Raw genomic sequence first — 13,252 nt, 5'->3', positions numbered from 1 at the left:
ATGGCGGTGGACCCCCGTTTGGAGCGCTGGCACGAGGTCGTGCGCACGCGCAACCCCGCCCTGCTCAATCAGATCCTGGCCGAGGATGCCGTCTTCCATTCCCCGATCCTCTTCCGCCCCCAACAGGGCCGTGACATGGTCGCCCTGTACCTGACCGGGGCGATGCACGTCATCGCCAACCCGTCGTTCCGCTACGTGCGGGAACTCGTCGACGGCAACGACGCGGTGCTGGAGTTCGAGACCGAGATCGACGACGTGCACGTCAACGGGGTGGACATGATCAACTGGGACGACAACGGTCTCATCAGCGACTTCAAGGTGATGGTCCGGCCGCTGAAGGCCGTGAACGTGGTACATCAGCGGATGGCCGAACTGCTGCAGCGGCTGACGTGAGGGCACTGGTCCGGGAGCCGAGCCCGCAGTTGGCCCACGGGCTGCTCACCCACATCGACCGCAACCCCGTCGACTATGACCTCGCCCGCCGCCAGTGGGACGGCTACGTGGCGGCGCTGGAATCGGTGGGCTGGGAGCCGGTGGCCGTCGCCGCAGCACCGGACCACCCCGACGGCGTCTTCGTCGAGGACACCGTGGTCGTGCATGGCGGCAAGGCGCTCATCGCCCGGCCCGGTGCCCCGGAGCGCCGCGGAGAAACGGCGGGTACGCGGGATGCGGTCGTCGCCCTCGGACTGGAGGTGGGTGAGGTGGGCGGCCCGGACACCCTCGACGGCGGCGACGTCCTGAAGATCGGTGACCGCTTCTTCACCGGTGTCGGTGACCGCACGAGCGCGGGTGCATGCCGGCAACTGGCCGCCTTCTTCGACGTGGAGGTGGTCCCCGTCCCGGTCACCAAGGTGCTGCACCTCAAGAGCGCCGTCACGGCCCTGCCGGACGGGACGGTCATCGGGTACCCGCCGCTGCTCGACGACGTGTCGATGTTCGGCCGCTTCCTGCCGGTCCCGGAGGAACCGGGCTCACACGTCGTCGTCGTGGACGACCAGACGGTACTGATGGCGGCCTCCGCGCCCCGCACTGCGCAGTTACTGCGGCAGCGCGGGTTGCGCACCGTGGAGGTCGACATCGGTGAGTTCGAGAAACTGGAAGGCTGCGTCACCTGCCTGTCGGTGCGGGTGCGCTGAGCGTCACAAGCGGATGCTGCCGACCAGTGACGGCGCGACCGGCGGCACCGGCGTCAGATGCGGGCTGCTCAGCCCGCTGAGGTCGAGTCCGGCCGCGGCGAACACCGCCCGGGTGTCCTGGTCGCAGCGGCAGCCGCCGGCCACGTGCGGCCAGAGCGGACCTGCAGCCCTCTGCGCCCGCCGCATCCAGGTGCCCTCGTCCGCCTTCACGTGTTCGAGGACCCCGATCGTGCCGCCGGGACGCAGCACCCGCAACGCCTCGGCGACCACCAACTCGGGGTCGTCCACCGTGCACAGCACGTAGGCGAAGAGTGCGGAGTCGACGCTGTTGTCCGGCAGCGGTAACTGTTCACCCACCGCATCGATGACCTCGACCGGCATGGGGGCGGCCTCCACGGCGGCCTGCGCCACCTTGCGCATGGACGCACTGGGCTCGATCCCCACCACCTCGGTGACGGTGTCGGGCAGGTGGTGCAGGTCCTCGGCCGGGCCGAGACCCACGATGAGCAAACGCCCGTGCAGTGCTCGTGACACCTCGGTGCGTGCCCTGCCGATGGCCCCGGAGTCCTCAGCGCGGGCCAGCCAGCGGTAGACCTGTGTGAACAACGGATGGTCGTGCGCGGGCATGGCCACAGCCTAGGACCTGGGGTGCAACGACTCGCCGCGGCCCGGGTTGACCGCGTAGCGTCGACACCGTGCGATTCCTGAACACACCGACGTACGACCTGACGTACGACGACATATTCCTGGTGCCCAACCGCTCGTCGCTGTCCTCCCGGCACGACGTCGACCTCACCGCGCCGGACGGCACCGGTCTGACCATCCCGGTGGTGGCGGCCAACATGACGGCGGTCTCGGGCCGGCGCATGGCCGAGACGATCGCCCGCCGCGGTGGGATGGCCGTCATCCCGCAGGACATCCCGACCGACGTCGTGGCCGACGTGGTGGCGTGGGTCAAGTCCCGCCACCAGGTCTTCGAGACCGCCACCACGCTGACCCCGACGGACACCACCGGCGTAGCCCTGGCGGTGATCCCCAAGCGAAGCCACGGCGCCGCGATCGTGACGGAGGACGGCGTGCCGGTCGGGGTGGTCACCGAGGGGGACTGCGCGCAGGTCGACAGGTTCGCCCAGGTGCACCAGGTCATGAGCAGCGACGTGTTCACCCTGCCCGACACCGTGACCCCGCGCGAGGCGTTCGACCGGTTGCACAACGAGCACCGCCGGTTCGCCCCGGTCGTCCGCGCCGACGGGACGCTGGTCGGGATCATGACGCGGCAGGGGGCGCTGCGGTCCACGCTGTACGCCCCGGCGGTGGACGGTGGCGGAGCGCTGCGGGTGGGCGCGGCGGTGGGGATCAACGGCGACGTCGGTCTGCGGGCCAAGGCCCTCATCGCCGCGGGGATCGATCTGCTGGTCGTGGACACCGCGCACGGCCACCAGGACAAGATGGTCGACGTGCTCGCCGCGATCGGCCCGGTGCCGGTGCCGTTGGTCGCCGGTAACGTCGTGACCCCGGCCGGCACCCGGGAGTTGATCGACGCCGGTGCCGACATCGTCAAGGTGGGTGTGGGCCCGGGCGCCATGTGCACCACCCGGATGCGCACCGGTGTCGGGCGCCCGCAGTTCTCAGCCGTCCTGGAATGCGGGGCCGCAGCGCGCGAACGGGGCAAACACGTCTGGGCCGACGGAGGGGTGCGTCACCCCCGCGACGTCGCGCTGGCCCTGGCCGCCGGCGCCAGCGCGGTGATGATCGGGTCCTGGTTCGCCGGCACCCACGAGTCGCCCGGCGATGTGCACATCAGCCCTGACGGCCGGCCGTACAAGGAGTCGTTCGGCATGGCCTCCGCGCGGGCGGTGAGCAGCCGGACCTCCGGTGACAGCCCGTTCGAGCGCGCGCGCAAGGCGCTCTTCGAGGAAGGGATCTCCAGTTCGCGGATGTACCTCGATCCTGACGGCCCGGGGGTGGAGAGCCTCATCGACGAGATCGTCAGCGGCGTGCGCAGTGCCTTCACGTACGCCGGCGCCGCCAGCGTCGAGCAGTTCGCCGAGCGGGCGGTGGTCGGCATCCAGTCCGCGGCCGGGTATGCCGAGGGCCGGCCCCTGCACACCTCGTGGTGAGTGTGCTGACGGCTCAGCCCAGGATGCTGTAGAGCGTCTTGGCCGCGGCGCCCACGACGGCCGCCTCCGGGCCGTACGCGGACACTCGCACCGCCGGGACCTGGTGGGCGGGCATCCGCTGCTCCAGGCCCGCGCGGGTGAGGCGGGCGAGGTCGCCGATGACCGGGGTGGGGAAGGCACCCAGGACCAACTCCTCGAGTTCGAACGCACCGGCGATCGGGGCGAGGATGCCGGCCAGCGCCTCGGCGGCGAGGTCGACTGCAGCCGCGCTGTGGTCGGTGTGCAGTGCCTGCACCTGCGGCTCCAGGCAGCGGTGCCCGCACTCCCGGCACACCGGGCCGGGCGTGCCGGGCACGATGTGCGCGATGTCCCCGGCCGGCCGCTTGACTCCGCTGCGCAGACGCCCGGCCATGATCAGGCCCATCCCGATGGGGTGGTCGAGAACCACGGAGGCCTGGGCGGCCAGGTTGGGATCGCTGTCGCGCAGGTCCGCGATGGCGATGGCGTCCACGGCGTTCATCGCGAACACCGGAAGGCGTACCTCCCGGCGCAGAGCGTGCACCAGCGACGGATCCGCGCGGTGGGCCGGTTGCGCCGTCCACTCCCCGCCGGGGGTCACCCAGCCCGGCACCGCCAGTGCCACCCCGAGGGCAGAACGCGCCTGCTCACTGCGCGCGAAATCGCCCACAGCGCGGTGGATCTGCTTGCTGGTCCGGCTGAGGCTGCGGGTGGACGTGAGCACCTCGCCGGACGGCGAGACCGTGGCCAGCAGGATGTGGTCGGCATCTCGCAGATCGGCCACGATCGTCACCCCGGTGTCCTTGGCGATCTCCAGCAGGGTCCCGGGCGCACCGCCGCTGGACACCCGCTCGCCTTGCGCGAGCACCCCGGCCTTGAGGAGTTCGTTGGTGATCACGGAGATCGTGGGCCGGCTCAATCCGATGCGCCGGGACAGTTCGGCGCGGGTGGCCGGGCCCCGGGTGATGATCGATCGCAGCAGGCGGGAGCGGTTTGTGCGGCGGGTGTCTGCCCGGTCCGCCGGGACGTCGTCCGGAACGAATGGTGAGGTGCCCTGCGACATCGCGTGGTTCACCTCCCCTCAACCGGCGTACGGTTGGACAGTGCGTTTCGACTTCGCGTTCGAGAAGAAGTATCTCCCGGCGCTGGCGGCCATCGGGGTCACTCCGCTCACCGCAAAGGTGGATGTGAGCAATCAGACCCTTGATGCGCGGTTCGGTCCTTGGCGGTGCCGCACCTCCGTGAAGAACATCTCCTGCGTGAAGCGCACAGGTCCGTACTCCGCAGTGAAGGTTATCGGCGCGCGGGGGTCCTTCGCAGACAGAGGGGCCACCTTCGGCACGACGACCGCCGGCGGGGTGTGCGTGGAGTTCAAGGAACCCGTCAAGATCCTGGATCCCTCGGGCATCATCCTGCATCCCGGTCTGACCCTGACGGTGGCGGATCTGGACGGTCTCGAGCAGGCGCTCCTGGAGGCCGCCGGCCTCGGTTGAACGATTGCCGGTCAGCCGAGGACAGCGGCGGCGAGCGCTTCAGCGCGGTGCGTGCTCTCCCACGTGAAGTCCGCCAGTTCCCGCCCGAAGTGGCCGTACGCGGCGGTCTGCGCGTAGATCGGGCGCAGCAGGTCCAGTTCGGCGACGATGGCTGCCGGCCGCAGGTCGAACACCTGCGTGATCGCGTTCTGGATCTGCTTGTCGGGCACCGCGCCGGTCCCGAAGGTCTGTACGAACAGGCCCACCGGGTGGGACACCCCGATGGCGTAGGCGACCTGCACTTCGCAGCGCTTGGCCAGACCGGCCGCCACCACGGTCTTGGCGACCCATCGCATGGCGTAGGCCGCTGAGCGGTCGACCTTGGACGGGTCCTTGCCGGAGAACGCCCCACCGCCGTGACGGGCCATGCCGCCATAGGTGTCCACGATGATCTTGCGGCCGGTGAGACCCGCATCGCCCTGCGGCCCGCCGATCTCGAAGATGCCGGTCGGGTTGACCAGCAGCCGGTACCCGTCGGTCTGCAGGTCGAGCTCGGCGAGTACCGGCTCAACTACGTGCTCGCGGATATCGGGGGTCAGCATGTGCTCGAGGTCGATGCGCGGCGCGTGCTGCGTGCTCAGCACAACGGTGTCCAGCCGCACCGCGTCGTCGCCGGCGTACTCGATGGTGACCTGGGTCTTGCCGTCCGGGCGCAGGTAGGGCACGGATCCGTCCTTGCGGACCTCCGACAGGCGCTTGGACAGCCGGTGGGCCAAGGAGATCGGCAGCGGCATCAGTTCCGGGGTGTCGTCGCAGGCGTAGCCGAACATCAGGCCCTGGTCGCCGGCGCCCTGGGAGTCCAGCGGGTCGTGGCTGTGGCCCACCCGCTCCTCGAACGCGTCGTCCACGCCGGCGGCGATGTCGGGGGACTGCTTGCCGATCGCGATGGACACCCCGCAGGACTTCCCGTCGAAGCCCTTCTCGGAGGAGTCGTACCCGATCTCCAGGACCGTCTCGCGCACCAGTTCGGGGATGTCCACCCACGTGGAGGTAGTCACCTCCCCGCCGACCACGCACAACCCGGTGGTCAGGAAGGTCTCCACCGCGACCCGGCTGCGCGGGTCGTCCTTGAGCATCGCGTCCAGGATCGTGTCGGAGATCTGGTCGGCCATCTTGTCCGGGTGGCCCTCAGTGACGGACTCGGACGTGAACAACCGCTTCGACATGCGCGCTCCCCTGCTCGGTGCCGATCAGTAACGGTAGTACTCGGGCTTGTACGGCCCGTCCACCGCCACCCCCAAGTAGTCGGCCTGCTCTGCGGTGAGGGTCGTCAGCCCGACCCCGAGTGCCGAGAGGTGCAGGCGGGCGACTTCCTCGTCGAGGTGCTTGGGCAGCATGTAGACGCCCACCGGGTACTCCTCGGGCTTGGTGAACAGCTCGATCTGCGCCAGCACCTGATTGGTGAAGGAGTTGCTCATCACGAACGACGGGTGACCGGTGGCGTTGCCCAGGTTCAACAGCCGCCCCTCGGACAGCACGATGATCGAGTGCCCGTCGGCGAAGCGCCACTCGTGCACCTGCGGCTTGACCTCGATGACGCTCACGCCATCGGCCTTGGCCAGGCCCGCCATGTCGATCTCGTTGTCGAAGTGGCCGATGTTGCCCAGGATCGCCTTGTCCTTCATCTTGTGCATCTGCTCGGCGGTGACGACGTTGACGCAACCGGTGGCGGTGATCACCAGGTCCGCGCTGTCGAGCACGTCGTCGAGGGTCGCGACCTGGTAGCCGTCCATGGCCGCCTGCAGTGCGCAGATCGGGTCGATCTCGGTGACGATGACCCGGGCGCCCTGGCCGCGCAGGGACTCCGCGCACCCCTTGCCGACGTCGCCGTAGCCGCAGACCACCGCGACCTTCCCGCCGATGAGCACGTCGGTGGCGCGGTTGATCCCGTCGACCAGGGAGTGCCGGCAGCCGTACTTGTTGTCGAACTTGCTCTTGGTGACCGAGTCGTTGACGTTGATGGCCGGGAAGAGCAGGCTGCCTTCGCGCATCATTTCGTAGAGCCGGTGCACGCCGGTGGTCGTCTCCTCGGTGACGCCCTGGACCCCGTTGGCCAACTGGGTCCAGAAGTGGGGGTCCTCGGCAAGGGTCGTGGCCAGTAGCTTCAGGACCTCGTCGAACTCGCCGCCGTCGCCGGTGGGCTCGGGCACCTCGCCGGCCTTCTCGAACTCCACACCTTTGTGGATCAGCAGGGTGGCATCCCCGCCGTCGTCGAGGAGCATGTTCGGCCCGTCGCCGTCCCAGGTCAGCGCCTGCTTGGTGCACCACCAGTACTCCGCCAGCGTCTCGCCCTTCCAGGCGAAGACGGGTACGCCGCGGGGGTCCTCGGGGGTGCCGTGCCGGCCGACGGCGACGGCCGCAGCCGCTTCGTCCTGGGTGGAGAAGATGTTGCAGGAGGCCCAGCGCACCTGCGCGCCGAGGTCCACCAGCGTCTCGACGAGCACCGCGGTCTGCACCGTCATGTGCAACGAGCCGGTGATCTTCGCCCCCGACAGTGGCTTGGTGGCGCCGTACTGCTCGCGCATGGCCATGAGGCCCGGCATCTCGTGCTCGGCGAGGCGGATCTGGTCGCGCCCGGCAGCAGCCAGGGACAGGTCAGCAACTTTGAAGTCCATTCAGCCAGTCTCGCAGGCGTCCCAGGGCCGCACAATCGGCGGTCGTCGCCACAAGTGGGCGAGTGACACGCTCGGGTGCCCAGTTGTGGTCAGGCCATGTCGGGCATAACGGGGCGAATCCGGCGGGTCGGCCGCCAGAAGTGGGCGGATTCGCGGGATTCAGCCGCCTCCGCGCCCAGTTGTGGCGGTGGATACCATGGGCGTCGACGGAAAAGGAGTTCACCCGTGGCGCTTGTCGTGCAGAAGTACGGAGGATCCTCTGTTGCCGACGCCGACAGCATCAAGCGCGTGGCCCGGCGCATCGTGGAGACCCAGCGGACCGGCAACCGGGTGACCGTGGTGGTCTCGGCGATGGGGGACACCACCGACGAGCTCATGGACCTCGCCGAGCAGGTGTCGCCGGACCCCCCTGGTCGTGAGATCGACATGTTGCTGACCGCTGGGGAACGCATCTCCATGGCGCTGCTGGCGATGGCCATCTCCGACCTCGGCGCCGAGGCCCGTTCCTACACCGGCAGCCAGGCGGGGCTCATCACCGACCGCTACCACGGCCAGGCCCGGATCATCGACGTGACGCCGGGGCGGATCCAGGCGGCCCTGGACGAAGGGGCCATCCCTATTGTGGCCGGGTTCCAGGGGGTCGCCCAGGACACGAAGGACGTGACCACGCTGGGCCGCGGTGGTTCGGACACCACGGCGGTCGCCCTGGCGGCTGCGCTGAACGCGGATGTCTGTGAGATCTACACCGATGTCGATGGGGTCTTCAGCGCCGACCCGCGGGTGGTCCCCGCGGCGCGCCAGGTCCCGTACATCACCTACGAGGAGATGTTGGAACTCGCCGCGCACGGCGCCAAGGTCCTGCACCTGCGGTGCGTGGAGTACGCGCGCCGGTTCAACGTGCCGTTGCGTGTGCGCTCCAGTTTCACCGACAAGCCCGGCACCCTGGTGGTCCATGAGATCGAGGAGAACATCGTGATGGAGCAGCCGATCATCTCTGGCGTGAGCCAGGACCTCTCGGAGGCCAAGATCACCGTCACTGCGGTCCCGGATCGCCCGGGCGAGGCGGCGCTGGTGTTCGAGACCGTGGCCGACCTCGGGGTGAACCTCGACATGATCGTCCAGAACGTGTCAGCCGACGGCAGCACGGACATCACGTTCACCCTCCCGACCGCCGACCTCGCGCGCGCCAGCGAGGCGCTGCTGTCCCGTCGCGACGAGAGATCGGGTTCGGGGAACTGCTGCAGGACGAGGGCATCGCGAAGGTCTCTCTGGTGGGTGCTGGTATGCGGTCGCACCCCGGGGTGTCCGCCACGTTCTTCCGCACCCTGGCCGACTCGAATGTGAACGTCGAGATGATCTCCACCTCCGAGATCCGGATCTCCGTGGTGACCCGGGTCGAGGACGCTGCCCAGGCCGTTCGCGCGCTGCACACCGCGTTCGGCCTCGATGCCGAGGGGCAGGCGGTCATCTCCGCCGGCACCGGTCGCTGACCGCCGCCGGACCAACCGCTTCGCTCACGCCTTCGCAGGCGGGGGCGTCACACCCCCGGCCCAGAAGCCGCCGGCACCACCACCCGGCCTTCAGCGAGCACCTCCACTGCCACTTCGTAGACCTGCCCCAGAACCCCCGGCACGAGCACGTCCGCCGGGGGGCCGAACGCCACCACCCGGCCCTCGTCGAGGACCAGCACGCGGTCGGCGGCGGCTCGCGCCAGCGTCAGATCGTGCAGCACCACCACGGCCGTACTGCCACCGGCGATGCGGCCGCGCAGGGCGTTGAGCAGTCCGACCTGATGCTTGAGGTCCAGGGCGGCCGTCGGCTCGTCGAGCATCATCACCGGGGCGGTCTGGGCGAGCAGGCGGGCGAAGGCGACCCTGGCCAATTCGCCGCCCGACAGGCCCTGCACCCCGCGATCGAGCAGATGTTCCACGTCGGCGGCGGCTACTGCATCGGCCACGGCCCGGACGTCATCAGTCCCGGCTCCATGCCAGGGTGCCCGCGCCATCGCGATGACCTCCCGCACTGTGAAGCCGAAGGCCACCGCGGTGTGCTGGGTCATCACCGCCCGCAGCCGGGCCTGGTCGCCGGCGGCGGGCTGCCCGGCGACCTGCGCGCGTCCCCGGAACGGCAGATCACCGGCCAGCGCCGCGAGCAGGGTGGACTTCCCGCTGCCGTTGGGCCCGACCACGGCGATGCATTCGCCCGCACCGGCCTCGAAACTCACGTCGTGCAGTATCTGCCGTTGCCCGCGTGACACGCACAAGTCGGCGACCTCGATCACGCCCAGGCCCCCCGCCGCCTGTGCTCCCGGCGCAGTAGCCAGAAGAAGATCGGCGACCCGATCAGGGCAGTGAGCACGCCCAGCGGGATCTCCCGCGGCGCCACCACGGTGCGGGCCAGCAGGTCAGCGAGCACCAGCAGGGTGGCCCCGCCCAGGGCCGCCGCCGGCAGCAAGAGCCGGTGCGCCGGGCCGAGCACCAGCCGCAGGGCGTGCGGGACGACCAGCCCCACGAACAGCACGATGCCCGCGACCGCGACGGCCGCGGCGGTGAGCACCGCCGTGAGGAGGATGGCGATCGTCCGGATGCGCTCGACATCCACTCCCAGGTGAGCGGCGCCGCGCTCCCCGAGGGCGAGCAGGTCCAGCGGCCGGGACAGCAGCGGCGCCAGTGCCAGTCCCAGCAGCGCCAGTGGCGCCACCAGCACGACCGACGACCACGTCGCCGCGGAGAGGCTGCCCAGGTTCCAGAAGGTGATGCTGCGCAGTTCGGCGTCGTCGGAGACGCTCATGAGCAAGCCGATCACGGCGCCGGCGAACGCGTTGACGGCCACGCCGGTGAGGATCAGCGTCAAGACCTCGGTGCGCCCGTCCACCCGTGCCAGCAGGTAGACGGCGGCGGTCACCGCCAACCCACCGACGACTGCCGCCAAGGGCAGCACCCAGAAGCCGGCGGCCGTGAGGCCCACCACGATGGCGAGCACGGCAGCCACCGCCGCCCCGGAGGACACCCCCACGAGGCCGGGTTCGGCCAGCGGGTTGGCGAAGATCCCCTGCATGATGACCCCGGCTGCGGCCAGGCAGGCACCCACGATGACGGCCAGGACGACGCGGGGTGCCCGGATGTCGACCACCACCGCGTCGGCGGTGCTCAACGGCTGCCCGGTGACGGCCCGGCCGAGAGCGGCCAGCACCTCCGGGAAGCCGATCGTGAAGGCCCCGATGCTGATCGCCGCCCCACACGCCATGAGCAGCGCCGCAACCAGTGCCGGAAGCGCCCAGGTTCGGCGCCGGCCCCGGGGAGGGGCGGTCAGTGTCGCCGTCATGTTCGTAACTGGCCGACGATGTCAGCCAGGGTCTGCGGCGTGCGCGGCCCGAAGTTCAACAACTCGCCGTCGGGGATGACCACGACCCGCCGGTCTCGGGCCGCAGGGGTCTGGGCGACGCCGGGCAACGCGAGCAGGCCGTCCATGCCGCCCACGGAGTCCAACCCCTTCTCCATGACGAGCAGCGCGTCGGGTGCGGTCGTGACCAGGGCCTCCGGCGTGAGCGGGGTGAAGGCGCCGAGCCCGGCCTCGGAGCCGGCATCGACGGCACCCACAGCCTCGAGCAGGGAGTCCGCGCCGCTGCCGTCGCCCCCCAGCAGGTACACCGCCGCGTTGCCGCGCAGGTAGAGGAACGCCACCACCGGTGATCCCGGTACCTGCGGCGGGTCGGCGGACACCTCGTCGATGACGGCCTGCGCCGCCCCGGGTTCACCCACGGCTTCGGCGATGGCGCGCACGCGGGCGGGGATCTCCTGCAGGCTCCAGACCTCCGGAACCACGACGATGGGCACGCCGGCGTTGCGGATGGCTTCGATGGCCTCGGGGGGACCGGTCCGGGCGTCGGCCAGCACCAGGGTCGGATCCAGCGCCAGCACCCTCCGCGGAAACGTCGTGCGCCTGCGTCACCACGGGGATGTTCGCGGTACCCGGGAAGTCCGAGCTGACGTCGCGACCGATGATGGACGGACCGACCCCGAGGGCGAACAGGGTCTCCGTGATGCCACCGGACAGCGAGACGATGCGAGAGGTGTCCGTCACGGTCACGGTCCGGCCGTCGGTTCCCGGCGCGGACACCTGGGCCCCCGGGCGGGCACCGCATCCGGCGAGCACGCCGAGCAGGATGACGGCGGTGAGTACCCGTCTCACAGCAGATGATCCAGGCTGGCGAAGATGCCGGAGTTCAGCGCATAGGCGGTGCGCACTTCGCCGATGAATCGCTCCTGCTCGCCGTAGGTGAGGTCGAGGTCGTCGAGCCGTTGCCGGTAGGCGTTCTTGTACGCCGGCGCGGGTCCGACGTCGAACTGGTAGAACGCCAGGCCGGACTCGGGGGTGAGCCCGAGGTTGTGCTGCAGGCGTGCCGCGATGGCACGGCCGCCGGAGAGGTCGCCGAGGTACCGGGTGTAGTGGTGGGCCAGCACCGACAGCGCGTCGTCAGCCACTGCCTGCAGGTGGTCGGCGTAGGCAGTGGTGGCGGCAGTGATGGGGTGGCGGTGATCACCGAGGACCGCCAGATCGGCGGCCAGGGCGGCATCGCGCCGCAGTCGCGGGTCGAAGAACGGGCCGAATACCGGCTGCTCGCGGTGGCCGGCGGCAGCCGCCTCCAGTGCGTCGTACACGTTCTGCAATTGCACGACGAGGGCTGCGTAGTCGCCGGCGTTGATGCCGCCGGCCATGACTGCGGTCATGAAGGCCGAGGCCTCCGCATCGCCGTGCTCCTGCGTGGTGGCGGCGCGCAGGCGGCTCGAGAGCGGTGCTGAGGTCAACACGGGTACCCCTCCTCCGGGTCTAGTTAAGGTAAGGCTAACCTAACTACATGATCGGCCGAACACTCCCCACCGTCGTGGGCCTCGCGGTCCTCGGTCTGGCCGGCTGCGGGTCCGCCGGGGCCCAACCGGCTGTGACTGCCTCGGCGTCCGGCCCCACCGTGCAGGTGGCGCCCGGGGCGGTGCTGACCGGGCCCGCCACCCTGGCGGTGACCGGCCGCGGATTCGACGAGCGCAAGGGCATCTACGTCGCCTTCTGCGTGCAACCGCCGGCCGGGGAGCCGCCGAGCCCGTGCGGAGGTGGCGTCGACACCACGGGGGAGTCGGGGGCCTCGGCGTGGGTGTCGTCGGACCCGCCCCCGTACGGAGCGGGACTTGCGGTGCCGTACGGGCCCGGCGGGTCCTTCGACGTGCAGATCCGCGCCACGGCGCACATCGGCGACGTGGACTGCCGCGAGATGGTCTGCGGAGTCGCCGCTCGCGCCGACCACACCCGCACCACCGACCGCACGCAGGACGTGTTCATCCCCATCACCTTCGAGGAGAAGTGACTGTGAAAGCCCTGGCCCTGATCGCCGCCCCCGCGATCGTGTTGGCGACCCCCGCGGCCGCGTCCGCCATGACGGTGGACGTCTCGCCCCGCAAGGGGCTACCGTCCAGCGGCAGCGTGACCGTCAAGGTCTCCGGCCTGCCGAAGAAGGCCGGTGTCTACGTGCGCCTGTGCAAGAAACCGGCGAAGGGTGCGCGGCCGACTGCGAGCCAGTGCCTGAACACCGGCGGGCAGTACGCCGGGGTGTGGGTGCTCGGCAAGTACCCCTACGGTCCGCGGCCGAGCGCGTCGAACATCGCCAAGCCCGGGCGGACCTTCCGCCTGCCCGTGCGCTCGTCCTTCGGATCGGTCAACTGCAAGACGACCAAGTGCGCGATCGTCGTCCGCCGTGATCACCGCGCCGGTGGCGACCGCTCCTACGACCGCGCCATCCGGGTCCGGTTCCGGTGAACTGGCTGACCCCTGAGGTGGTC

Annotated in this window: 13 protein-coding genes and 2 pseudogenes; 7 read left to right on the top strand and 8 right to left on the bottom strand. The window is 70.3% G+C overall.

Annotated elements, in window-relative coordinates; genetic code table 11:
• Together IPG68_02470 and IPG68_02465 are read left to right on the top strand one after the other, a co-directional pair.
• Complete coding sequence (locus IPG68_02470) at positions 1-393, top strand: nuclear transport factor 2 family protein (protein MBK6762199.1); 393 nt, start codon at positions 1-3, stop codon at positions 391-393.
• Positions 390-1,136: a N(G),N(G)-dimethylarginine dimethylaminohydrolase gene (locus tag IPG68_02465; GenBank protein ID MBK6762198.1), complete on the top strand. Its 747-nt coding sequence runs from the start codon at positions 390-392 to the stop codon at positions 1,134-1,136. Before IPG68_02470 ends, IPG68_02465 begins: the two co-directional genes overlap by 4 nt.
• Before the next feature lie 3 nt (positions 1,137-1,139).
• Here IPG68_02465 and IPG68_02460 read toward each other — a convergent pair whose 3' ends face one another.
• Positions 1,140-1,763 (bottom strand): class I SAM-dependent methyltransferase, encoded by a 624-nt coding sequence (locus IPG68_02460; protein ID MBK6762197.1) that lies wholly within the window; start codon positions 1,761-1,763, stop codon positions 1,140-1,142.
• Between the two features lie 68 nt (positions 1,764-1,831).
• Here IPG68_02460 and IPG68_02455 point away from each other — a divergent pair, with 68 nt between their 5' ends.
• Positions 1,832-3,256, top strand: coding sequence for a GuaB1 family IMP dehydrogenase-related protein (locus tag IPG68_02455; protein MBK6762196.1), 1,425 nt, complete (start codon positions 1,832-1,834; stop codon positions 3,254-3,256).
• Between the two features lie 13 nt (positions 3,257-3,269).
• On the opposite strand, the gene IPG68_02450 is transcribed toward IPG68_02455, so the two are convergent.
• Positions 3,270-4,337, bottom strand: coding sequence for an ROK family transcriptional regulator (locus tag IPG68_02450; protein MBK6762195.1), 1,068 nt, complete (start codon positions 4,335-4,337; stop codon positions 3,270-3,272).
• 40 nt (positions 4,338-4,377) lie between these two features.
• Here IPG68_02450 and IPG68_02445 point away from each other — a divergent pair, with 40 nt between their 5' ends.
• Complete coding sequence (locus tag IPG68_02445) at positions 4,378-4,767, top strand: hypothetical protein (protein ID MBK6762194.1); 390 nt, start codon at positions 4,378-4,380, stop codon at positions 4,765-4,767.
• 11 nt (positions 4,768-4,778) lie between these two features.
• On the opposite strand, the gene IPG68_02440 is transcribed toward IPG68_02445, so the two are convergent.
• Both IPG68_02440 and IPG68_02435 read right to left on the bottom strand, forming a co-directional pair.
• A complete protein-coding gene (locus IPG68_02440; protein MBK6762193.1) occupies positions 4,779-5,972 on the bottom strand; it encodes a methionine adenosyltransferase in 1,194 nt (397 codons plus the stop codon).
• A 24-nt stretch (positions 5,973-5,996) separates the two neighbouring features.
• Positions 5,997-7,421 carry an adenosylhomocysteinase gene (locus IPG68_02435; GenBank protein ID MBK6762192.1) on the bottom strand — a complete coding sequence of 475 codons (1,425 nt, stop codon included), beginning with the start codon at positions 7,419-7,421 and terminating at the stop codon, positions 5,997-5,999.
• 225 nt (positions 7,422-7,646) lie between these two features.
• Here IPG68_02435 and IPG68_02430 point away from each other — a divergent pair.
• Positions 7,647-8,911 (top strand): annotated as a pseudogene (locus tag IPG68_02430) (aspartate kinase).
• Between the two features lie 47 nt (positions 8,912-8,958).
• On the opposite strand, the gene IPG68_02425 reads toward IPG68_02430, so the two are convergent.
• The 4 genes and pseudogenes from IPG68_02425 to IPG68_02410 form a co-directional block, all read right to left on the bottom strand.
• The gene (locus tag IPG68_02425; protein MBK6762191.1) at positions 8,959-9,645 is read right to left on the bottom strand and encodes an ATP-binding cassette domain-containing protein; all 687 of its coding nucleotides are present in this window, start codon (positions 9,643-9,645) and stop codon (positions 8,959-8,961) included.
• A gap of 53 nt (positions 9,646-9,698) precedes the next feature.
• Positions 9,699-10,745 (bottom strand): iron ABC transporter permease, encoded by a 1,047-nt coding sequence (locus IPG68_02420; GenBank protein ID MBK6762190.1) that lies wholly within the window; start codon positions 10,743-10,745, stop codon positions 9,699-9,701.
• Positions 10,742-11,681: pseudogene (locus tag IPG68_02415) on the bottom strand (ABC transporter substrate-binding protein). The gene IPG68_02420 and the pseudogene IPG68_02415 overlap by 4 nt, the downstream one beginning before the upstream one ends.
• The gene (locus IPG68_02410) at positions 11,609-12,232 is read right to left on the bottom strand and encodes a biliverdin-producing heme oxygenase (protein MBK6762189.1); all 624 of its coding nucleotides are present in this window, start codon (positions 12,230-12,232) and stop codon (positions 11,609-11,611) included. The pseudogene IPG68_02415 and the gene IPG68_02410 overlap by 73 nt, the downstream one beginning before the upstream one ends.
• Before the next feature lie 47 nt (positions 12,233-12,279).
• Between IPG68_02410 and IPG68_02405 the strand changes: the two genes are divergently transcribed.
• Together IPG68_02405 and IPG68_02400 are read left to right on the top strand one after the other, a co-directional pair.
• On the top strand, positions 12,280-12,780 hold the full coding sequence (locus IPG68_02405; protein MBK6762188.1) for a hypothetical protein: 501 nt from the start codon (positions 12,280-12,282) through the stop codon (positions 12,778-12,780).
• A gap of 2 nt (positions 12,781-12,782) precedes the next feature.
• Complete coding sequence (locus IPG68_02400; protein ID MBK6762187.1) at positions 12,783-13,229, top strand: hypothetical protein; 447 nt, start codon at positions 12,783-12,785, stop codon at positions 13,227-13,229.
• Positions 13,230-13,252: the final 23 nt, after the last annotated feature.

The sequence above is a fragment of the Micrococcales bacterium genome, assembly GCA_016703125.1.
Classification (GTDB): domain Bacteria; phylum Actinomycetota; class Actinomycetes; order S36-B12; family UBA10799; genus JADKAV01.
This window is presented reverse-complemented; position numbering and strand designations above follow the sequence as displayed.

What these genes read in the sequence shown, in the direction of transcription:
- IPG68_02420 (MBK6762190.1), bottom strand. Translation starts at nt 10,745, where the DNA reads ATGACGGCGACACTGACCGCCCCTCCCCGGGGCCGGCGCCGAACCTGG.
- IPG68_02440 (MBK6762193.1), bottom strand. Translation starts at nt 5,972, where the DNA reads ATGTCGAAGCGGTTGTTCACGTCCGAGTCCGTCACTGAGGGCCACCCG.
- IPG68_02450 (MBK6762195.1), bottom strand. Translation starts at nt 4,337, where the DNA reads ATGTCGCAGGGCACCTCACCATTCGTTCCGGACGACGTCCCGGCGGAC.
- IPG68_02435 (MBK6762192.1), bottom strand. Translation starts at nt 7,421, where the DNA reads ATGGACTTCAAAGTTGCTGACCTGTCCCTGGCTGCTGCCGGGCGCGAC.
- IPG68_02470 (MBK6762199.1), top strand. Translation starts at nt 1, where the DNA reads ATGGCGGTGGACCCCCGTTTGGAGCGCTGGCACGAGGTCGTGCGCACG.
- IPG68_02460 (MBK6762197.1), bottom strand. Translation starts at nt 1,763, where the DNA reads ATGCCCGCGCACGACCATCCGTTGTTCACACAGGTCTACCGCTGGCTG.
- IPG68_02405 (MBK6762188.1), top strand. Translation starts at nt 12,280, where the DNA reads ATGATCGGCCGAACACTCCCCACCGTCGTGGGCCTCGCGGTCCTCGGT.